General features: G+C 50.5%; 18 protein-coding genes. 4 read left to right on the top strand and 14 right to left on the bottom strand.

Annotated elements, in window-relative coordinates:
• Window positions 1–7: 7 nt before the first annotated feature.
• The 10 genes from DXC57_RS12775 to DXC57_RS12730 form a co-directional block, all read right to left on the bottom strand.
• Window positions 8–406 (bottom strand): DUF6145 family protein, encoded by a 399-nt coding sequence (locus DXC57_RS12775; RefSeq protein WP_022359305.1) that lies wholly within the window; start codon window positions 404–406, stop codon window positions 8–10.
• 143 nt (window positions 407–549) lie between these two features.
• Window positions 550–1,524 (bottom strand): 6-phosphofructokinase, encoded by a 975-nt coding sequence (gene pfkA / locus DXC57_RS12770; protein ID WP_117795852.1) that lies wholly within the window; start codon window positions 1,522–1,524, stop codon window positions 550–552.
• A 267-nt stretch (window positions 1,525–1,791) separates the two neighbouring features.
• A complete protein-coding gene (locus DXC57_RS12765) occupies window positions 1,792–5,268 on the bottom strand; it encodes a DNA polymerase III subunit alpha (protein ID WP_118652961.1) in 3,477 nt (1,158 codons plus the stop codon).
• A 137-nt stretch (window positions 5,269–5,405) separates the two neighbouring features.
• A complete protein-coding gene (locus DXC57_RS12760) occupies window positions 5,406–5,660 on the bottom strand; it encodes an HPr family phosphocarrier protein (protein ID WP_107001048.1) in 255 nt (84 codons plus the stop codon).
• Between the two features lie 113 nt (window positions 5,661–5,773).
• Window positions 5,774–6,730, bottom strand: a complete 957-nt coding sequence (whiA, locus tag DXC57_RS12755; RefSeq protein ID WP_022359301.1) for a DNA-binding protein WhiA — start codon at window positions 6,728–6,730, stop codon at window positions 5,774–5,776.
• 16 nt (window positions 6,731–6,746) lie between these two features.
• Window positions 6,747–7,622, bottom strand: a complete 876-nt coding sequence (gene rapZ / locus DXC57_RS12750) for an RNase adapter RapZ (protein ID WP_022359300.1) — start codon at window positions 7,620–7,622, stop codon at window positions 6,747–6,749.
• A 40-nt stretch (window positions 7,623–7,662) separates the two neighbouring features.
• A complete protein-coding gene (gene murB / locus DXC57_RS12745; protein WP_118652959.1) occupies window positions 7,663–8,577 on the bottom strand; it encodes a UDP-N-acetylmuramate dehydrogenase in 915 nt (304 codons plus the stop codon).
• A 96-nt stretch (window positions 8,578–8,673) separates the two neighbouring features.
• Window positions 8,674–9,600 carry an HPr(Ser) kinase/phosphatase gene (hprK, locus tag DXC57_RS12740; protein ID WP_022359298.1) on the bottom strand — a complete coding sequence of 309 codons (927 nt, stop codon included), beginning with the start codon at window positions 9,598–9,600 and terminating at the stop codon, window positions 8,674–8,676.
• 40 nt (window positions 9,601–9,640) lie between these two features.
• Window positions 9,641–11,518, bottom strand: a complete 1,878-nt coding sequence (gene uvrC, locus DXC57_RS12735) for an excinuclease ABC subunit UvrC (protein WP_118652957.1) — start codon at window positions 11,516–11,518, stop codon at window positions 9,641–9,643.
• Between the two features lie 229 nt (window positions 11,519–11,747).
• The gene (locus tag DXC57_RS12730) at window positions 11,748–12,341 is read right to left on the bottom strand and encodes a DUF1653 domain-containing protein (RefSeq protein ID WP_118471994.1); all 594 of its coding nucleotides are present in this window, start codon (window positions 12,339–12,341) and stop codon (window positions 11,748–11,750) included.
• Between the two features lie 674 nt (window positions 12,342–13,015).
• On the opposite strand from DXC57_RS12730, the gene DXC57_RS12720 reads away from it, so the two are divergent.
• Window positions 13,016–14,494, top strand: coding sequence for a DUF1846 domain-containing protein (locus DXC57_RS12720; protein WP_022359314.1), 1,479 nt, complete (start codon window positions 13,016–13,018; stop codon window positions 14,492–14,494).
• A gap of 273 nt (window positions 14,495–14,767) precedes the next feature.
• Here DXC57_RS12720 and ftsH read toward each other — a convergent pair whose 3' ends face one another.
• Window positions 14,768–16,885: an ATP-dependent zinc metalloprotease FtsH gene (gene ftsH, locus DXC57_RS12715; RefSeq protein ID WP_118652955.1), complete on the bottom strand. Its 2,118-nt coding sequence runs from the start codon at window positions 16,883–16,885 to the stop codon at window positions 14,768–14,770.
• A 348-nt stretch (window positions 16,886–17,233) separates the two neighbouring features.
• On the opposite strand from ftsH, the gene DXC57_RS12710 reads away from it, so the two are divergent.
• The gene (locus DXC57_RS12710) at window positions 17,234–17,797 is read left to right on the top strand and encodes a DNA-deoxyinosine glycosylase (protein WP_118652953.1); all 564 of its coding nucleotides are present in this window, start codon (window positions 17,234–17,236) and stop codon (window positions 17,795–17,797) included.
• On the opposite strand, the gene DXC57_RS12705 is transcribed toward DXC57_RS12710, so the two are convergent.
• Complete coding sequence (locus DXC57_RS12705; protein WP_243017769.1) at window positions 17,794–17,940, bottom strand: hypothetical protein; 147 nt, start codon at window positions 17,938–17,940, stop codon at window positions 17,794–17,796. The genes DXC57_RS12710 and DXC57_RS12705 overlap by 4 nt on opposite strands.
• Window positions 17,941–18,137: 197 nt before the next feature.
• Between DXC57_RS12705 and DXC57_RS12700 the strand changes: the two genes are divergently transcribed.
• Together DXC57_RS12700 and DXC57_RS12690 are read left to right on the top strand one after the other, a co-directional pair.
• Window positions 18,138–19,118 carry a radical SAM protein gene (locus DXC57_RS12700; RefSeq protein WP_118652951.1) on the top strand — a complete coding sequence of 327 codons (981 nt, stop codon included), beginning with the start codon at window positions 18,138–18,140 and terminating at the stop codon, window positions 19,116–19,118.
• A 1,177-nt stretch (window positions 19,119–20,295) separates the two neighbouring features.
• Complete coding sequence (locus tag DXC57_RS12690) at window positions 20,296–21,240, top strand: DUF5688 family protein (protein WP_118652947.1); 945 nt, start codon at window positions 20,296–20,298, stop codon at window positions 21,238–21,240.
• On the opposite strand, the gene DXC57_RS12685 is transcribed toward DXC57_RS12690, so the two are convergent.
• Both DXC57_RS12685 and DXC57_RS12680 read right to left on the bottom strand, forming a co-directional pair.
• A complete protein-coding gene (locus DXC57_RS12685) occupies window positions 21,194–21,640 on the bottom strand; it encodes a threonine/serine exporter family protein (RefSeq protein WP_243021959.1) in 447 nt (148 codons plus the stop codon). The genes DXC57_RS12690 and DXC57_RS12685 overlap by 47 nt on opposite strands.
• Window positions 21,637–22,407: a threonine/serine exporter family protein gene (locus DXC57_RS12680; RefSeq protein WP_118638096.1), complete on the bottom strand. Its 771-nt coding sequence runs from the start codon at window positions 22,405–22,407 to the stop codon at window positions 21,637–21,639. The genes DXC57_RS12685 and DXC57_RS12680 overlap by 4 nt, the downstream gene beginning before the upstream one ends.
• Window positions 22,408–22,422: the final 15 nt, after the last annotated feature.

Here is a 22,422-nt window from a genome sequence, read left to right as displayed (position 1 = left end):
TTTATTTCTAATCTTCCTGATACCGTTCCATCTGCTCGTCGTCTAACAGTTCGTCCGCCGGGATTCCCAGCACCTTCACCTTATAATACAGCTCCAGCGATTCCAGCAGCTCACGCTTCTCCGCCTGATACTGCTTGATTTTAAGCGCGCTTCCGATCTCGTCAAAGAGGTAATCATTCTCCTCCGCCTCAACCTTAAACTGCAGTCTGCCATCCGGCATAAACTCCAGCAAAATAATACCGCCGATGTCCTCTGTGTACATGACACACATGATCTGCAATTCCTGCTTAATTGACTCCGGCAGCCCCGAAAACTGCTCATTCAGATAATATTTTTCCACATACGAATTCGCACCGCAGAGTACGGTGGAGTCCCCATCTGTATTGGGATTCTGCATTTCTGCCATTTTCTTACACCTCCATCTGTTTCATTTTCCATTGCCCACAAACAGGGCTGACGCACGAACGGAGAGCAGGCTCTCCCTTTATCCCTGAGAAGCCTGTTCTCCGTTCATATGCCAGCCCATCTCACAAGCAGCCATCAAATTCCTTAACGAATCAGCAGCTTACTAATCTCATACTGATCTTCCGGAATATCCTTCTTCATATTCAGCGCCTCCTGAATATCAAAATCCAGAAACTCGCCGTGCTTATATGCTACCACGCGGTTGGTCTTTCCTTCTTCCAGCAGCTCCACCGCCTTGGCGCCCATGATGGACGCATAGACGCGGTCTTTACAGGTCGGCGCGCCGCCTCGCTGCATATAACCAAGGATCGTCGCACGTGTCTCGATGCCGGTTGCCGCCTCGATTCGCTTCGCCATCGACGCGGAATGTCCGATGCCCTCGGCATTAATGATAATATGATGTCTCTTGCCGCGTTTCCGGTTATCGATGATGCGGTTGATCAGCATCTGCTCATTGCCATCGTACCGCTCCGGAAGCAGAATATCCTCGGCGCCGTTAGCGATACCGCACCACAGGGCGATATATCCCGCGTGGCGTCCCATAACCTCGATGATACTGCAGCGCTCATGGGAGGTGGAAGTATCTCTTACCTTATCGATCGCCTCCATCGCCGTGTTGATCGCGGTATCAAACCCGATTGTATAATCGGTGCAGGCAATATCCAGATCGATCGTGCCCGGAAGACCTACCGTATTGATTCCCAGCGCGGATAACTTTCCGGCGCCGCGGTAGGAACCATCGCCGCCGATGACGACCAGACCGTCAATGTTGTGCTTGCGGCAGATTTCTGCGCCGCGCTTCTGACCTTCCTCGGTCATAAATTCCGGACAGCGGGCTGTGTATAAGATCGTACCGCCACGGCCAATCGTATCTGCCACGCTGGTTCCGTCCATGTCCACAATCTCTTCCTGCAAAAGTCCAGCGTAACCACGCATGATACCTTTTACCTTCATGCCCTTGTTGATCGCAGTCCGGACCACCGCACGGATCGCTGCATTCATACCCGGCGCATCGCCGCCGCTTGTCAGTACACCAATCGTTTTAACCTCTTTTGCCATCGCTTATTCCTCCGTCCTAAGGCTTTCCGCTTCACATCCCCAACCGTGAACCAGCCGTTTTATTTTCGAATCTTTTGACCCTTCTGATACCAAATTGTTCTGCACTGCGTGCTACCACAATTTTCAAACAATTTTATTGTAATTCATTTTATAGGTCATTTCAAGATTTTTTATGATATTTTTTTAACATGTCGCCAAAGCGTGTTACTGTTCACACATACGTGCTCAGTTACCAAAGCTTCCAATGTCCAATGCAAATTTTAACACTTATGAAGAAATCTTCCCCAGCGGCTTCTCCACCACCTTGACGTTCTTCTCGCCCAGCATCTCGCTGAGCGTCGTCACCAGCGCCTCGCCTGCCCGCACATTCCAGTTGCGCGGCAGAACCTTTTTCGCGCGCTCACGTCCCAGGTAAATGATCACGGTGTCATTTCCATCACTTGTTTTCAGGAGGTCGAGAAGTTCTTTCTCTCCCGCCAGATACGCATCCTTGTCCGCATACTGAATCCACAGCTCGCGCGGCACCTGCGAAAATGGGATAATCTGCTCGCAGATCAGTTTTCCGACCGGCTCATCGCCGACCGATGCGCGCCCGCGGATAAAGACTTTTTCATCCTTTATCAGCATATCGCGCCGTTTTTCATAATCCTTCGGGAATACCAGCACTTCCACACTTCCCGCCAGATCTTCCACCGTCAGGAACGCCATCATTTTGTTATTCCGGGTCGTCTTAACCGTTTTCTCGGTGATCATTCCGCCGATCGTCACATACGCGCCGTCGTGAACCACCGCCGAACCGGTCTCCTCATCCACAACAAAATCGGAGCTCTTCGCCGTCACATTTTTCTCCCAGGTGCCGATATATTCCTCCAGCGGATGCCCGCTGACGTAGACGCCCAGCATTTCTTTCTCGTATGCCAGATATTCTTCCCTCGAATACTCTCCGACATTCGGAAATGTGATCTGAAAACTCTTCTTGTCCTCTTCCGCTGCAAAATCAAAGAGTGACATCTGCCCTTCCATCGTATTTTTCTTCTCTTTATTCTTCTGATCGACCATCGAACCGCAGACCATACTTTTCTGCTTGCGGGTTCCCGGCAGCCCGTCCATCGCACCGGATTTGATAAAGCTTTCCAATGTGCGTTTGTTGACTTCCCTGCCCGACATCCGGTCAATAAAATCTTCCAGCGAGCGGAATTTTCCATGTTCGGTCCGCTCCCGCACAATCTCATCCACCACCGACTGACCGATACTCTTGATCGCCGATAAACCATAGCGGATCGCGCCGTCCGAAACAGAGAAGCCGCCCTCGCCCTCATTGATATCCGGCGGCATGATCTTCATACCCATCTGACGGCAGCTCATGATATATTCCGATACCTTCGTAACATTATCCTTGACCGAGGTCATCAGCGCCGCCATGAATTCGACCGGATGGTAATATTTCAGATATGCCGTCTGGTAGGAGACAACCGCATACGCCGCCGCGTGCGACTTATTGAAGGCGTATTTCGCAAAATCGATCATCTCATCGTAAATATGGTTCGCCGTCTTCTCGTCGATCCCATTCGCAATACAGCCCTTTACGCCCTCTTGTGCATTGCCGTAGACGAAATTCTGGCGTTCTTTCTCCATGACTGCCGCTTTTTTCTTTGCCATCGCACGGCGCACCAGGTCGCTTCGTCCCCAGGTATAGCCAGCCAGATCGCGCACGATCTGCATAACCTGCTCCTGATAGACGATACAGCCATAGGTCGGCGCCAGAATCGGTTCTAACTGCGGGCACTCATAGACAATCGAAGCCTTGTCATTTTTGCCTTTCAGATAACGTGGAATGAAATCCATCGGACCCGGACGATACAGGGAAATACCGGCGATCAGATCCTCCAGGTTTTCCGGCTTTAACTCTTTCATGAATCCTTTCATGCCGGAACTCTCCAGCTGGAACACACCGTCATTTTTGCCGGTTCCAATCGAATCCAGCACCTTTTTATCGTTGTAATCGATCTTATCTATATCAAGCGGTTTTCCGGTCGTTTTCTCCACCAGGCGAACCGCATTCTGGATAACCGTCAGGGTTCTAAGACCCAGGAAATCCATTTTCAGAAGTCCCAGCTCTTCCAGCGTCGTCATCGTAAACTGGGTCGTGATCGAACCGTCAGATGCCCTGGACAACGGCACATACTCATCGACCGCCGCACGGCTGATGACAACGCCCGCCGCATGCATGGAGGTATGTCTCGGCAGCCCCTCCAGACGTTTACTCATGTCGATCAGATATTTGACCGAATCATCCGACTCATACGCCTCACGCAGATCCGGACTGGCTTTGAGCGCCTTGTCTAGCGTCATGCCGAGATCACCCGGAATCATTTTTGCGATCGCATCACACTGTGCATACGGCATATCAAGCGCGCGCCCCACGTCGCGGACAACACCCTTTGCCGCCAGCGTACCGAAGGTAACAATCTGCACGACGCGGTCTTTTCCGTATTTCCGCACGACATAGTCGATAACCTCCTGACGCCGTTCGAAACAGAAATCGACGTCGATATCAGGCATGGAAACTCGTTCCGGGTTCAGGAAACGCTCGAAAATCAGCTGATAGCGGATCGGGTCGATGTCCGTGATCTCCAGACTGTACGCGACGATACTGCCCGCCGCCGAACCACGTCCCGGACCGACCATGATACCGTTTGATTTTGCAAAATGGATAAAATCCCACACAATCAGGAAATAATCGACATATCCCATCGAATGGATAACGTCCAGCTCATACCTCAGGCGCTCCCGCAGCGTCCCATCGTCGTTCGGATAGCGCTTGTGAAAGCCCTCCCCGCAGAGCTTCTGCAGATATTCCCAGGACGTATATCCGTCCGGGACATCATACTGCGGCAGCTTCGTCACGCCAAACTCGATCTCGACATTGCACCTCTCGGCGATCTTGTGCGTGTTGTCAAGTGCTTCCTGTGCATACGGAAACAGCGCACGCATCTCCTCCTCGGATTTGACATAGAACTGCCCGCCCTCATAGCGCATCCGGTTCTCGTCCGTGACTTTTTTGCCCGTCTGGATACAGAGCAAAATATCGTGCGATTCCACATCTTCTTTATAAATATAGTGGCAGTCGTTCGTCGCCACCAGCGGAATCTGCAGTTCCTGGCTCATCCGCATCAAGCCCTGGTTGACCGTCCGCTGCGCCGGGATGCCATGATCCTGCAATTCCAGAAAGAAATTGTCCGGTCCAAAGATATCGCGGTATTTCTGCGCCGACTTGCACGCTTCCTCATACATGCCTCTCGACAAATACCTCGGGATCTCGCCCGCCAGACACGCGCTGAGTGCAATAATGCCTTCATGGTAGGTTCTCAGCACCTCGTCATCCACACGCGGTTTATAATAAAAGCCCTCGACAAAGCCCTTGGAAACGATCTTCATCAGATTCTGATAGCCGGTATTATTTTCCGCCAGCAGAATCATATGATAATAGCGATCCTCGCCGCTTCCCGCCTCCCGGTCAAAACGCGATCCGGGCGCCACATAGATCTCACAGCCGATGATCGGCTTGATCCCATTTTCCCTGGCTGCCCGGTAAAAATCGATCACGCCGTACATGACGCCGTGGTCGGTAATCGCCAGACTGTCCATCCCCAGTTCCTTCGCCCGGGCGGTCAGTTCTTTTATTTTACTCGATGCGTCAAGCAGACTGTACTCTGTATGCACATGCAGATGTGTAAATGCCACCTTTTTCCTCCCATTCAGATCTTTTAAGGGACTGCCGTTTCCCGCGAAACGACACCCCCTCATCTATCAAAGCTCTTGTTTTGTGTAACTGTTACGTCCCCTGTCTCTTTCCGAAAAACGGTCAGAAATCTGGATTTCTACTGATTGCTCAGATATTTCTCAATTCCCTCGATCGCACTCTCCTCGTCGCTGCCATCAGCCGTTACCTTTACGTGCGCGCCCTCTGCCAGTCCCAGCGTCATCATGCCCATGATGCTCTTTGCATTGACGCGCTTTTCTTCACTTTCCACATAGATGCTGCTCTCATACTGGCTTGCCACCTGCACCAGCATCGCCGCAGGACGTGCCTCCAGACCTGAACTCAAACCAATTCTGATTTCCTTACTTGTCATAATATCCTCCTCATCGAGCCCCGCTCGAAAAAAACGGCAAAATCCGCTGCCACTACTGTATCGCACGGAATTTTCCATCCGGGAAATTCCTGCCTGTGAACAATAACCTAACTTTACTCGCCCCGCTCTTCGCGGAGACTTTCAGCTACTGCACTTATCTTTCTGAGCCTGTGATTGACTCCCGATTTTCCAACTGGATGGCTCAGATTCTCCCCCAATTCCTTCAAAGTTGCATCCGGCATCTCCAGACGAACCTGTGCTACCTCTGAAAGAAGCTCCGGCAAGTAATCCAGCCCGACTGTATCACGGATGTATGTGATATCCGCAAGCTGCTTGACTGCCGCCGAAACAGTCTTATTGATATTGGCAGTCTCGCAGTTGACCTGACGGTTGACGCTGTTTCGCATTTCTTTCAGGATCCGGATATTTTCCAGCTCCATCAATGCCACATGCGCTTCCATCAGCCCCAGAAGTTCCACAATCTGACTGCCTTCTTTTATATATACCACATAATACTTCTTTCTGACAACTATTTTCGCATCGATGTCGAATGTCAGAATCACATTCTGAAGCTGCACCGCCTTTTCAAGCGACGCGCATACGATCTCAAAATGATAAAATTTCTCCGGATCGCTTAAGGATCCGGCTGCCAGAAAAGCGCCCCGGATAAATGCCTTCTTGCAGCACGCATTCTGAATCACCAGATTCCGCACCACCGAAAGGTTTTCCCCGACATTTCCCTGCGCATCCACCATCTTGACCGCCTCCAGCACCCGGAGTGCATTTTCGTGATCGCGCACCAGAAGCGTATAAGAACGGCTCTTTTTTAAAAATGCATTGCGCCGGATCGAAATGTCCGCCTTAATATTAAATGTATTTTTCAATAATGTAAAGTATTTTCGTGCAACCGCTACGTTTTCCGTGTGGATCCGTATGCTGAAATGATCCTCTTCATCGATATGAATCTTGCCGCAAAGGCTCAAAATCGCCGCCAGCTCTGCAATCTGGCAGTGCCTCGCCTTGCTCAGCTGATGCGACAGCTCTTCCTTTACCCGGGCTGAAAATGACAAAGTCCTCTACCTCCGTTTACCCTTTTGTCCGGTTATCCATCTCTATGTCCCGATGTTCCAGTTTAAGCCCTATTTCCGAGTGCTCCTTGAGGCGCTCATAGAGCCGGTTCGCCACCGTAACTGAACGGTGCTTTCCACCGGTACATCCGACGGCTATGACAAGCTGATTCTTTCCTTCTTTTACATAGTACGGAAACAGGAAGTCAATCATGTCATAGAGTTTATCCAAAAATACGTCTGCCGTCCCGCCGCGGCGCACAAAGTCCTGCACCGCCTTCTCATTGCCGGTATGGCTTCTTAAATTCTCATCATAATAAGGATTCGGCAGAAAACGGACGTCAAACACGAGATCTGCGTCCGACGGAATCCCATATTTAAAGCCAAAGCTTAAGATCGTCACAAAGAGGCTGGAAAAGCGCTCGCGCCCCATGAAAATCCGTTCCAGTTCCGCCTTGAGCTCCCGCGTCAGAAGCGTGCTGGTGTCCAGAATATAGTCCGCCCGCTTTTTCAGGAAATCGAGTTTCAGGCGCTCTTTCGCAATACCGCGGTCCAGCCGCTCTTTTCCTGCCAGCGGATGGGAACGGCGCGTTTCCTTATATCGCTTGATCAGCACCTCATCGCTGGCATCCAGAAACAGGATCTCATACGGGAACTGGATGTTATTCCAATCATTCAGTGTTCCCTCCAGCTGTGCCAGCTCGTCGCCGCTGCGTACATCGATTCCCAACGCTGCACAGCTTACCTCCCCGCTGCTGCTCTGCACCAGCTCCGCAAATTTTCCTACCAGCGGGATCGGGAGATTGTCAACACAGTAAAATCCCATGTCCTCCAGCATTTTCAGTGCCGCCGTCTTTCCGGCTCCCGACATACCGGTTACGATCACAAGCCGCATATTGTTCCTCCCTTTTCCATACTCTATATATCTTAATATCTTAAAAGCCCAGCATCTTTACTTCCGTCTCCAGTTTCACCCCAAACTGCTCATACACGCGCTTCTGCACCGTCCCACACAGCCCCGCGATGTCCGAAGCCGTCGCATGGTCGCGATTGATAACGAAACCACAGTGTTTCTCCGACACCTGTGCGCCGCCCTCCTGATAGCCGCGAAGTCCGGCATCTTCGATCAATTTTCCAGCGAAATAGCCCTCAGGGCGCTTAAAGGTGCTTCCGGCACTCGGATATTCCAGCGGCTGTTTTTCCCGCCGTTTGGCTGCCAGTTCATCCATCCGCACCCGGATCGCTTCCGGATCACCTTTCTCCAGACGGATCCGCGCCGATAAAACGATATATCCGCGCTCCGGGATACAGCTGTGGCGGTAACCCAGCTCCAGTTCTTCCGTTTTAAGCTCTTTTACCTCGCCGTCCGGCGTCATCACGCGCACAGATTCCAGCACATCCTTTAATTCTCCGCCGTAAGCGCCCGCATTCATGACCGCCGCGCCGCCCACGGTTCCAGGAATCCCGGCTGCAAACTCAAATCCGGTCATTCCATCTTTCTGCGCCTCCCTGGCGGCACGCGAAAGCAGCACACCGGCGCCCAGCTCATAGACGCCCGGTTCGCCCTCCGGACAGACCACCTCTGTAAACTGGCTTCCCAGAAGGATCATCACGCCCGGATAGCCCGCATCACTGACAAGCAGATTGCTTCCATTTCCTAATATGTAATACGCTTTCTCTGCCTCCCGGCACGCCGCCAGCACTGCCGCCAGCTCTTTTTCGCCCTCCGGGATCACAAAATAGCGGGCTGGTCCACCAGCCCGAAAGGTCGTATGTGCGCTCATCGGCTCCTGCTCCCGCACGGAAGCAGCGCCGATGGCATCACAAAGTTTCTGATAAAAATTAGACATATCTATTTTCCTTTATTCATTTCATAACAGCTCCATCCCTTGCAAGTCGGGATTTCCGCACTAAATCACACGAATCAGACTGCGTGAAGCGTTCCATTAATCTCTTCTTGCCAGGTTCGCCTGTACCCGCTTGTACAGTTCTTTCGCCGCATTATATCCCATCTTCTTGGTACGATAGTTGACTGCCGCCGACTCTACGATGATTGCCAGGTTACGTCCCGGACGGATCGGGATTGAATGGCATACAATCTTGTTGCCAAGGAACTCGGTATACTGATCTTCCATGCCAAGGCGGTCATACTCCTTGTCCTTATCCCACTCCTCCAGCTTGATTACCATGTCAATCGACTGTGTATCCTTTACGCTCTCTACACCGAACAGTGTCTTGACATCGATAATGCCGATACCGCGAAGCTCGATGAAATGACGGGTAATATCCGGTGCCGAACCGATCAGGGTTTCATCGCTGACGCGGCGGATCTCGACCACATCATCGCTGACGAGACGGTGACCGCGCTTAATCAGTTCCAGCGCTGCCTCACTCTTGCCGATACCGCTCTCGCCCATAATCAGGACACCTTCGCCAAATACATCGACCAGTACGCCGTGAATGCTGATCATCGGCGCCATCTTGACGTTCAGCCAGCGGATGATCTCCGCCATCAGATCCGAAGTCGTCTTCTCCGATACCATGCACGGAACCCCATAATGGTTACACAGCTCCAGCACTTCCTCCTCCGGTGCCATGCCGCGGCTATATACCAGACATGGTATACCCGAAGACAGCAGTTTGTCAAACATTTCCCGGCGGCGCTGCGGAGTCAGGGTCGAGATGTACGCATTTTCCACATAACCGATGATCTGCACACGGTCCTTGTCAAAATGGTCGAAAAATCCAGTCAGCTGCAATGCCGGACGGTTCACATCCGCATGCACCAGCATAACATTGTCCGTCTCCAGCTCCGGCGTCATATTGCGAAGCCCCATCTTATCGATCAGTTCTGTTATCGTCACTCCACCCATACTTTTGTCTCCTTTTATTTTTACTATTGTCTACATCCTATCACATCTTCCCCTGCTTGTCATCACGGAAAAATATATAGACTGCCTCGGCGGCTGCCCGGTTCATCTGTGGCGCAGCTTCCAGCTCCTCCACGCTCGCCTCCCGGACTGCTTCGATCGTCTTGAACGTCCGCATCAGAGACTTACGGCGCGCTGGTCCGATGCCCTTGATATCATCCAGCACGGAGCGCACCTGCTCCTTGCCCCGGAGACTCCGGTGGTACTCGATCGCAAACCGGTGCGCCTCGTCCTGAATCCGGGTGATCAGCTGAAATCCTTCCGAATGGCGATCGATTGGAATTTCCACATTCTGATAATACAATCCCCTCGTCCGGTGGTTATCATCCTTTACCATGCCACAGACCGGGATTTCCAGCTGAAGCTCTCTTAATACCTCCAGCGCGATATTAACCTGTCCGCGTCCGCCATCCATCATCAGCAGATCTGGAAAACGCGTAAAACTTCCCATCGCCAGATCGCCGCCCTCGGCTTGCAGTTTCTTCGTCTCCTCCAGACCATGGGAAAACCGCCGCAGCAGCACCTCGCGCATCGAAGCGTAGTCGTTCGGTCCCTGAACCGTCCGGATACGGAATTTGCGGTAATCATTGCGTTTCGGACGTCCATTTTCGTAGACAATCATCGAACCGACCGACTCAAAACCGCTGATATTGGAAATATCGTAGGCTTCTACCCGCTTGATTCCCGAAAGCCCGATCCACGATCCAATCTGATTCATCGCCCCGATCGTCCGGAGCTCCTCGCGCTTGATCTTCTCCTTATCCTGGGAGAGCACCATCTTCGCATTCTTCTCCGCCAGCTCGACCAGCCGCTCTTTCTCGCCCATCTTTGGCACGACAAAGCGCACCTTCTGTCCCCGGCGCGCCGTCAGGAAGCTGGCGATAACCTCCGCGTCCTCTAACTCCTCCTGCACCCAGATCTCATGCGGCACAAACGGCGTTCCCGCGTAAAACTGTTTGACAAAGCTGTTTAAGATTTCTGCCTTGCTCTCCGAGCCGGTCAGATTCATATGGAAATGTTCCCGCCCAATAAGCTTGCCATCGCGCACGAAGAACACCTGCACAACCGCATCGCGCTCATCCTTCGCCATCGCGATAATATCCCGATCTTCCATGCTCTGGCTCGTAATCTTCTGCTTCTGCGCCACCTTTCTGACACTGTCAAGCAGATCCCGGTACTCAATCGCCTTCTCAAACTCCATCGTCTCGGACGCCGTCCTCATCTTTTCTTCCAGATATTTCATGACCGGCTCATACTGTCCATTTAAAAACCCGACCGCCTGCTTCACCGATTTCTGATAATCTGCCTGTGAAATATACCCCTGACATGGCGCGTCGCACTGGTGAATATGGTAATAGAGGCACGGACGGTCCTTTCCCATATCCTGCGGCAGCTTCCGGCTGCACGCCCGGATCCGGTATATCTTCCGAATCAGCTCGATTGTGTCTTTGACTGCTCCCGCGCTCGTAAAAGGACCAAAATACTTATTTTTATCCTTTTTCATCTGGCGTGAAAACAAGATCCGCGGGTACTCCTCCGAAGCCGTCACCTTGATGTACGGGTACGTCTTGTCATCCTTGAGCATCGTATTGTAGCGTGGGCGGTGCTCTTTGATCAGGTTGCACTCCAGCACCAGCGCTTCCAGCTCCGAATCCGTCACGATATACTCAAAACGTGCTATCTTCGAGACCATCTGCTTGATCTTCGCCGTCTTATCTCGGTTGCTCTGGAAATATTGGCGGACTCGGTTTTTTAGGCTGATCGCCTTGCCGACATAGATGATCGCGTCCTTCGCATCGTGCATAATATAAACACCCGGCTGCCCCGGCAGTTTTTTCAGTTCTTCTTCTATTTGAAACATCTCAAACCATCCTGTTTTCTAATCTGCTGCCGTTCATGCCTGGCACAAACCGTGTCACCAGCGCCAGGCTCGTTACTGTTCACGCATACGTGACCAGTAACGGAATTTGCCGTGGCTTCGCATTCAAATACGGCAAATTCCTGCTGCCACCACGTTTTCTTACGGCACTTTCGGTTCCAAAAGTGCCTACCCGTGAACAGTTACCCAGACTCTTCTGCCAGACAGCCGCTCACTTTCCATACCGCAGACGCGGTGCATCGTACCTCTGCTGCATCCGGATGCACTGACGGATCGCGTCCAGCTCTTCCTCCACGCTTCCACCGACCGGATTCATATCCAGACAGAAGCAGAGACTGTCGAGATCCCGCTTGGCCACCTTGCCGCTCATTCTCTGGAGCACTTCCAGCCTGCCCTCGGTCGTTTCCTGATCCAGAAATTCTGCCACAAGCGGATGCAGCTCCGGTTCCTCCTGCGGTATGTCCCATGAATGAGTGGCTGCGTCAGACATTTTCGAACGGCGTACACCTTCATTTACGACATGAGTCGTTCTGGTTGTCCTTATTTCCTGCTGTTTCGAATTTTCCCACGGACCCGCCGCAATCCGCTCAAACCGGTATCTCTGCGCTGCCTCCGGATATTTTACCCGATCTACCTCTTCCATAAACATAGAAAGCGGTCTAACCCAGACGCCATATTCTCCATAGAGCGCCTGATAGACAACCATCTTTTCCCCCGTTTCCGAGTGGGTTGCCACCGCCAGAATCTGATATTCTTTATTTTTAAAATGCCGGTACCGCTCGCCCGGCTTTGGAATTTCCCGCATGAATGCTGATACCTCCTTAAAACATCTCGCTAAGTGTTCACATTATATCACGATTCGCCGTTCGCCTTAAATCTGCAAGCAGCTTTCTGGCTCACTTGCGCTCATTATATCATAAGAACGTATTCTCACCCGTCCACTCACGAACCCGCGCTATCGCGCTCCACCGCCCTGCTTCGCATGGCTGTTCGTTCGTTAATGGCGCAAGAAAAGAATATGTCTGCTTCGCAGCCGCATTCTTTTCTTCTGCGCTCATTATATCACATTTTGTATGCCCTTTTCTGTTTTTTATCAATTTACATCCAGATTTTCTTTCCTCCATCCCCATCGCCTGTACACAAAAATTTTCGCCAGAAAATATTACATTTCCGAAAACCAAATCCGTCATTTTTCCGATTTTAAATTTTTTTTATTTTCCCTCTACTCAAATAGACTTTTTTGTAGGATAATAGAACTAATTGTGATTCTTTGCGGTCTGCTGTGCTGCGTTCATTTCACACAAAGAGCATCGACATAAACAACTGCGAATGGCAGTCTGTGCCGGACATGGACTGTGACCTGGCGGCGCAATCATCCATACAAACATATGATTTTCATCCCACCAGATGGACACCGGCATCTGCCCCCACCGCGATACCGGTATTCTGTGCGGGACGAAACTAAGAACGGAGGATTAGATGAAAATCGGTTTTGACAACAACAAATACCTGAAAATGCAGTCGGAACATATCCGTGAGCGTATCAACCAGTTCGGTGATAAGCTCTACCTCGAATTTGGCGGAAAACTGTTCGATGACTACCACGCATCCCGGGTTCTTCCGGGCTTTGCACCTGACAGCAAGCTGCGGATGCTTCTGCAGTTAGCGGATCAGGCGGAGATCGTCATCGTCATCAGTGCTGCGGATATCGAGAAAAACAAAGTACGTTCCGACCTTGGCATTACTTACGACGTAGACGTACTCCGTCTGATTCAGTCCTTTACCGACAAGGGACTCTATGTTGGAAGCGTTGTAATCACCCACTATTCCGGGCAGAACACTGCGGATGTCTTCAAACACAAGCTCGAATCCATGGGCATCAAGGTTTACCGCCACTACACCATCGACGGTTATCCGGGCAATGTTCCGCTGATCGTCAGCGATGAAGGTTATGGTAAAAATGATTACATTGAAACCAAACGTCCACTCGTTGTTGTCACCGCGCCGGGACCGGGAAGCGGAAAAATGGCAACCTGCCTTTCCCAGCTCTACCACGAGAACAAACGCGGCGTCAAGGCTGGATATGCCAAATTTGAGACCTTCCCGATCTGGAATATCCCGTTAAAGCACCCGGTCAACCTGGCATACGAGGCAGCGACCGCTGACTTAAACGATGTCAACATGATCGATCCGTTCCATCTGGAGGCTTATGGTGTAACAACGGTCAACTACAACCGTGACATCGAGATTTTCCCGGTTCTGAGCGCTATTTTCGAGGGAATCTACGGCGAGAACCCGTACAAATCCCCGACTGATATGGGCGTCAACATGGCAGGAAACTGCATCATTGACGACGAAGCCTGCTGCGAAGCATCCCGTCAGGAAATCCTGCGCCGCTACTATCAGGCATTAAACCGCGTTGTCAAAGAGGATGTCGGCAAAGAGGAAGTTTATAAGATCGAACTTCTGATGAAGCAGGCAAAACTGACCACCGATATGCGCAAGGTTGTTCCGGCTGCCCTGAAACGCGCCGAAGAAACCGGTGCTCCGGCTGCTGCCATCGAACTTCCGGACGGAACCATCGCTACCGGAAAGACAACCAACCTGCTCGGCGCTTCCGCTGCCCTGCTTCTGAATGCTGTCAAGGTACTTGGCAATATTCCGCACGATGAGCACCTGATCTCCCCGATCGCGATCGAGCCGATCCAGAAGCTGAAAGTCGAGTACCTCGGAAGCCGCAACCCACGTCTCCACACCGATGAAGTTCTGATCGCGCTGTCCATGTGCGCCGCTACCAACAAACACGCACAGATCGCCCTGGAACAGCTCGAAAAACTGCGCGGCTGCCAGGTTCACACCTCCGTCATGCTGTCGGAGGTTGATATCAAGACCTTCAAACGTCTCGGCATCGAACTGACCTCCGAGCCGGTATATGAGCACAACCGCCTGTACCAGTAATTGATATAATCCTATATAAATAACGGCTGTATCTCAGCAAAACAGAACTCATAGATTTTTCGTAACTGTTCAGTGCCTTCACAGTCACGCGCAAAAATCCCATTGCCTACGGCAATGGGATTTTTGCCTGCTAGCCCATGTTTTCGTACGGTCAGCGCAGTAAATGCGCAGACCTACTGAACAGTTACAATTTTTCAATATATGAATTCACATTGCTGAAATACAGCCGTTCTATTTACTGTATAAATATTTCTTTTATGCTATACATCACTTTTATTTCCGGTCGAACGAGCTTCCACCGCGCATCTCATCCTCATTTGGACTCTCTGCTGCTACAGCTTCTGCCGATTCCGGTGCTTCATCCGCCGGTTTTCCTTCCAGCTTCTGCTGGTTCTGTGAGTTTTCCGCGTTCGTTTCCTCCGCAGTCTTTACTGGCTGCACCTCATCGCCTGTCTTCGCAGCCTCCGGCATCTCAATCCGGTCCTCGCCTTCCTGTTTCTTTTCCTCCAGCTCCGGAATTCCCTTTACCTCATGGAAAATCTTCATGAACTCTTTACCGGTGATCGTCTCTTTCTCAATCAGGAACGCCGCAATCCTATCAAGCGCCTCGCGGTTTTCACTCAGCAGGCGTTTCGCCTCCTCATAAGAAACCTTCAGAATATGCATGACTTCCTTGTCAATCTCTGCCGCTGTCATATCACTGCAATTCAGGACGGTTCTCCCGTTCAGGTACTGATTTTCCTGGCTTTCCAGTCCCATCAGACCGAACTTCTTGGACATACCGTACTGGGTTACCATCGCACGCGCGATCCGGGTTGCTTTTTCAATATCATTTGACGCACCTGTCGTTACCGTATCAAAAACGATCTCCTCAGCCGCACGTCCGCCTAAAAATCCGACCAGCATCGCGCGGATTTCCTTCTCAGTATTTAAGTACTTTTCTTCCTCCGGCACCTGCATGACATAGCCGAGCGCACCCATGGTACGCGGCACAATCGTGATCTTCTGTACCGGCTCCGAATCCTTCTGCAGAGCGCTGACCAGCGCATGGCCAACCTCATGATACGAAACAATCCGGCGCTCTTCCTGGCTCAGGATGCGGTCTTTCTTCTCTTTTCCAACCAGAACCAGCTCAACTGCCTCAAATAAATCCTTCTGGGAAACGGCTTTCCTGCCATTCTTAACGGCTGTGATCGCCGCCTCATTCATCATATTGGCAAGATCCGCACCTACAGCGCCGGATGTCGCCAGCGCGATCTCCTCGAAATCAACCGTCTCATCCAGTTTTACATCCTTGGAATGTACCTTTAAAATCTGCACACGCCCCTTTAAATCCGGCTTATCCACGATAATCCGGCGGTCAAAACGTCCCGGACGAAGCAGCGCCGGATCCAGAATCTCCGGGCGGTTCGTCGCCGCCATGACGAGAAGACCCTTGGAGGAATCAAATCCATCCATCTCCGAAAGGAGCTGGTTTAACGTCTGCTCACGTTCATCGTTGCCGCCCAGACGCGAATCTCGGCTTTTACCGATCGCATCCACCTCATCGATGAAAATGATACACGGAGCCGACTGCTGCGCCTGCTTGAACAGGTCACGCACACGGGATGCGCCGACGCCGACAAACATTTCCACAAAATCCGAACCGGACAGAGAGAAAAACGGAACCTTCGCCTCTCCAGCTACTGCCTTGGCAAGAAGTGTTTTACCGGTTCCTGGCGGTCCGACTAACAGCGCACCCTTTGGCAGTTTCGCACCAATCTTCGTATATTTTCCCGGGTTATGCAGGAAATCAACAATCTCCGTCAGAGACTCCTTCGCCTCATCCTCGCCTGCCACATCCTTGAACGTAACGCCGGTTTCTTTCTGTACATATACTTTGGCATTGCTCTTGCCGACACCCATGATGCCGCCTCCGCCGCCCATGCGCTTCATCATCATATTGAAAATGACGAACATCGCTGCAATCGGAAGCACCCACTCGAGCAGAAGCATGATAATACTGCCTGTCGCGTCCACTTCTGCCTGTTCATAGGTCGTAACACCAGCTTCATCCAGCTTCTTTTCCAAATCCGGATCGTTGATCGGAATCGTGTAGTACTCCATTCCTACCAGATTTCCGTATTTGCCCTGGCTGCCGCCATATTTCTTCGAATCTTCCTTCGGCGTGATCTGAATCTTTCCATTGCCAATCACAACCGATTCTACCTCTTGATCCTTAAGCATCTGATTAAACTCGCTGTACGGCATCTTGTGCGTGCGGCTGCCCTGCCAGAGGTTGTGCATCATCGCCACGCAGAGAAGCGTAAACAGCATTGTCATGATCAGCACTGCATAATTCTGACCGCGGGGATTTTTTCCATTTTTATTCTGGTTTCCCTTATTATCCATACACTTTCTCCATTCTGTATCACTGTACATCCAGAATCTGCCACATCAGGTTACTCAAAAGCCCCTCTAAATCTGCCGCATCTGCTTCTCATCCGGCTTCATGCCCGCTTTTCTTCCCCGTCAATGCGCAAATTTCTGCGTACTCTTTTCCATTATAGTGGCAGATTGCCTATAAATCAAGAAGTGAAAATATTAAAAACCTGTGAACTCCTTATAAATATAGGTACTTTCTCTGCATATATGAAATAAAAAACATTCTATCCTTTTTGATCTATGCTATAATGGATATACTGAGTCAGGCTTTGCCAGACTTAGCATAACAATAATCCGCAAAAAGGAGATTTCACCATGCCATCCCACATCATCCACCCAATCCCGCCTGTTTTTGACGCCGACTCCCGCATCCTGATCCTCGGTTCCTTTCCGTCGGTCAAATCCCGGGAAAGCTGTTTTTTCTACGGCCACCCGCAGAATCGTTTCTGGAAGCTCTTAGCGCGCCTGCGAAAGGAAGACGTTCCATCCTCCGTCGAGAAAAAGAAGGCATTTCTGCTGCGGAACCACATCGCCGTCTGGGACACCATCCACAGCTGTTCCATCGAAGGATCCAGCGACAGTTCCATCCGCGACGTTGTCCCAAACGACCTCGCCTCTATTCTGGATCACGCTTCCATCCAGACGATTTACACAAACGGCGGGCTGTCTGGAAAAATGTACGACCGCTTCTGCCGTAAACAGACTGGCATTGAGGCAATCAAACTGCCATCCACCAGCCCTGCCAATGCCGCCTGGAACCTCGACCGGCTGACAGATGCCTGGAAATGTATCAACCAGATCCTGGGGGAACCCGGATCTGAAACAAAAAACACTGTTTCCGATGGCAACGCACGCGAGGCAAAAACACGCATCATCTAAACAAACACCATCTGCACCAGAATCATATAAAATACAGTCCCTGCCGGCCAATGGCGCTTCTGTCCGATCCACTGTTCCGTAAAAATCATTACAAACAGTGCCGTCAGTGCAAAGTCCAGCCCTTTCGTATTAAATGTAATCACATTTGACACTGCTCATCTTTCTTAGTAGAATAAATACATTATAACGATCGATTTTTCGGATTCAACATAGATTTGAACTATGTAAAAAAGCTTTGAAGGAATTATCTTTACAAAAATTCTTATAAAAAACTGTTGGTTACTTCGTTATAAGTCCGCACTGTAATGATTACTTTAATTTATAGAAGGAAGCAAAACCTATGAACACATATATTCCCCTCCCCAATTCAAGTGCCGGCTCGCCTGTCCAGTTCTCTGAACCAGCCGCCTACTCCTACGAAAGCTGCCATTGCTGTCCGCGAAATTGTCAGATCAACCGCACAAAAAAACAGGGTTGGTGTCACAGCCCTGCCGGTATCCGGGCGGCACGCGCGGCGCTTCATCCGTGGGAGGAACCGTGTATCAGCGGTCTGCACGGAAGCGGTACCATCTTTTTTTCCGGCTGCACGCTGCGCTGCTGTTTCTGCCAGAACTACCAGATCAGCAACGAAGGCTTTGGAAAAGATATTTCCGGAACGCGCCTGGAGGAAATTTTTCTGGAACTGCAGGCACAGGGCGCGCACAATATCAATCTGGTGACGCCGACGCAGTACCTTCCGTCGCTGCTGCCTGTCTTAAAACGGGTCAAACCGCAGCTTTCCATCCCGATCGTCTACAACTGCGGCGGTTATGAGACGCTGGAAGCGGTTGATGCGCTGGCTCCCTATATCGATATCTGGCTGCCGGATTTAAAATATTACTCTTCCGAACTGTCCGCCCGCTATTCCGCCGCCCCGGACTATTTTCCGGTTGCCTCCGCAGCAGTCAAACGGATGATCGAGCACACCGGTCCGCTGGTATTGGAAGATTTCTCTGAAAATGGTCAGGCCTGCCAGCTCATGAAGCGCGGCATGATCCTGCGGCATATGGTTCTTCCGAAACACAAAGACGATTCCATCCGCCTGCTCCACTGGATTCACGACAACCTCCCGGAGGGGCATTTTCTGGTAAGCCTTATGAGCCAGTACACCCCCTTCTACCAGAGCAGCAAATATCCGGAAATCAACCGTCGCATCACAAGCTACGAATACCAGAAAGTCGTCGATGCCGCGATTGAGCTGGGACTCACACAGGGCTTTATGCAGGAAAAAAGCAGCGCGAAAGAAGAATACACGCCGCCGTTTGAGTTGCAGGGGATTTGATATTTATATAAGAAAAAATCCTTCTTGATGCTTTTCCATGAACCAGAAAAAAGGGTATCGATAAATTGACATTTTATCGATACCCTTTAAACTATCTCGTCCATTGGATGATACCTCTTTCTTTGAACTTTTCCTTTATTCAATTTTGATTCCTTTTTCAACAATTTCTGAATCGTTCAATCTTATTTTTTCTTTTTCCACTTATCTATCTCTCCTTTAAAAAACGCTTCTTTTTAATGATACTTTCTCGTCATATCACTAAACCGAATCCTGTTTCTAAATATGTATGATAGATGATTGACTGATTTTTACTTGTTGATTTTGGTTTTCCTTTGTTCAATTTTTTTATTAAAAAATTGAACCAGTTTTATGTTTTCGGTGGAATCAGCTCCCTTCTTTTTTTGTTTTATTTCTTGTTTCTTTTGATGGTTTTATTCTAATACATATGTCGCATTTTGTCAATACTAATTTTGTATTTTCTTGTTATTTTTCAGTTTTATTTTCATCATGAATGCCAGCTATTAGTTTTTATCTCGCAGTTGCGCCATCTTATCTCTTTATTTACCATCGTTCACACATTATGAGCGTCATGCAAACTGTTACTGGGAACGTAGCGTGAACAGCAACAAATCCGCAGTTACTGTACACGCATACGTGTCCAGTAACGGAATTTGCCGTGGCTTCGCATTTAAATACGGCAAATTCCTGCTGCCACCACGTTTTCTTACGGCACTTTCGGTTCCAAAAGTGCCTACCCGTGTACAGTAACAATCCGCAACCAGAACTTCACTTTTTTCCCTGTTATTTTTCTTGCCAATCTTCCCATTTTCCAGTATAATCATGATATCGGTGCATTTGGCACCTGCTTCTTTATATGCAGGCAATTTTTTCACATCTTACTGGTTCCTGCGATTCTCTTGTTCAGTTTTTTCGATGATTTCCATGACCATTTTCATACTTACGCACTCAAAAGGTAAACGCTAAAACTCTGAACTTTTTATTTATTTTTTAATCACTAAGCAATCTTTCTTCACATCTCAAACTTCATGACTGCTTCTTGATTTGATTCCTTAAAACTTATTCACACGGGGAAACTGTTTCTCATCTTGCTGAAATTCATAACCTACATGAGCAAGCGGACATCCCCTATCTGCAATTTTATTTCAGGAGGTACTCTATGGTCTATGAAACTTTTTTGAAAACAATCCAGTCGATGGTGCAGACGCGCCTCAACAAAAAAGCCAACGTCTCCCTGCGGCGGGTTCTGAAAAATAATGGACTGATGCTCGACGGGCTGAGCTTTACGAAACCCGGCTCACGGTTATCACCGACTGTCTATCTGAACGCCTACTATAATGAAGCGGAGGAAGGGATGCCGCTCTCCATTATTACCGAGCAGATCCTGATGGTGTATGAGACAAATCCAGGATTTTCGGAGGATATCTGCGAGGAACTGCGTGATTTTGATGCCGTACGCGGCCGGATTGCCTACAAATTGATCCACGCCGCTAAAAATAAGGTGCTTCTCTCCCACATCCCACATATTCCGTATCTCGATCTGGCGATCGTTTTCTATCTGATCCTCACTGACAATGAGGAGGGGCAGATGACGACCCTGGTACACAGCGACCATCTTGCCCTGTGGGATATTTCTCTGGAAGAGCTCGGCATACTGGCGGAAGAAAATACACCTCGCATACTGCCGTACCACATCAGCTCCATCGAATCCACCCTCAATCAGCTCGAAATGGAGGACATCGTTGAAACGGAAGCTCTTCCATCGGTCGCTCTCTACGTTCTGACAAATTCGCGCGGCATCAACGGCGCTGCCTGCATGCTCTATCCCCGCGTCTTAAAAGAGTTTGCCGAAAGCCTGGGCGAAGATCTGATTATCCTTCCGTCCAGCATCCATGAAGTGCTTCTCACTCCCAGCAGCGTCTCCCTTCCGCCGGAAGAACTCAATGAAATGGTTCAGGCGATCAATCAGTCGGATGTGCCCGCTGAAGACCGCCTGTCAGATCATATTTATTATTTTAGCAGGATTCAGGGCTGCCTCTACCTGCCGCCCAGTTCCACTACGACGCTTTATTCCGGAGCAGACGGAACAGTGAATCCACAATAAAGATGGCAACCGCCATCGCCCCCGCTATCTGGATCGTCTGGAGCAGATAAAAATTGTACCATTTTGTCTGTCCCTGTATCAGAAAATAGACGCTCCGGTAGATCGATGCGCCCGGCACCGTCGGCAGGATTCCTGCCACCAGAAAGATCGTGACGGGCGCTTTTAACACGCGTGCAAATACCTGACTCAGCAGAGCCGCTGCCAGACTGGAAAAAAATGCCGCCGCCACCTGCGAGGTTCCCACCTGCATCGATACCAGGTACGCCAGCCATCCGGCACCTCCGGTAATGCCCGCATAAACCAGATATTTCCGCGGCATATCGACCAGCAGGGAAAAACCAAAAATCGCCAGAAATGCTCCCACGCTCTGGATCATCAATTCTCTTATCATCTCTGTCATACCGATCCTCCCGCCAGCCGGACTGCCACGATCGCCAGACCGACGCCCGACGCAACCGCCAGCGCCACCACGACTGCCTCCGCCATCCGCGCGACTCCCGAACTGTAATCTCCATTCAGCGTATCGCGGATTGCTGCCGTAAATGTGACCCCAGGCACCAGCGGCATGATTGCGCTGATAATCACTACATCCAGGCTCATTCCCAGAAATGCCCCACGGCGCAGCAGATACGCCGCAACCGCCAGTGCAAACGAGCCAAGTGCATTTTGACAGAAATCATTCAACATAAGTTTGGACGCCGCCCGCAGGACAAACGCAAGAACGACTCCCACGACAGCCGCCACCAGGCATTCGCCCGGACCGCCTCCAAACATCACCGCAAAAAATCCCGTCGTTGCCGCATATCCAATGCATTTCTTCCAGAATCCGTATAATGTCGTATTAGCAATCCGATCCAGTCGTTCCTGCGCCTCCCCGACGGACAATTTTCCGCTGCAAAATTCCCTTGAAACATTGTTTACCTGATAGATGCGGTTCAAATTCGTTGCCCGGTTTTCCACCCTTTTTACCAAGGTAAGCGGCGGAAGTGATGCATCCGCAATCGTCGCCACAATCCCCGTCGTCACGACAAACACATCTGCCCGTGCAATCCCTGAATGCTTTAAAATACGGTGAATCGTGTCCTCCACACGGTAGACCTCCGCTCCGCTCGCCAGCATGATCTCCCCCGCCCGGACCGCCATCTCCATCAGCGCGCCATATTCCATACCAACCACCCTCTG

This window comes from Clostridium sp. TF06-15AC (genome assembly GCF_003481165.1).
GTDB lineage: Bacteria > Bacillota > Clostridia > Lachnospirales > Lachnospiraceae > Otoolea > Otoolea fessa.
Note: the sequence above shows the minus strand (reverse complement) of the source record. Positions and strands in the feature narration are given on the sequence as shown.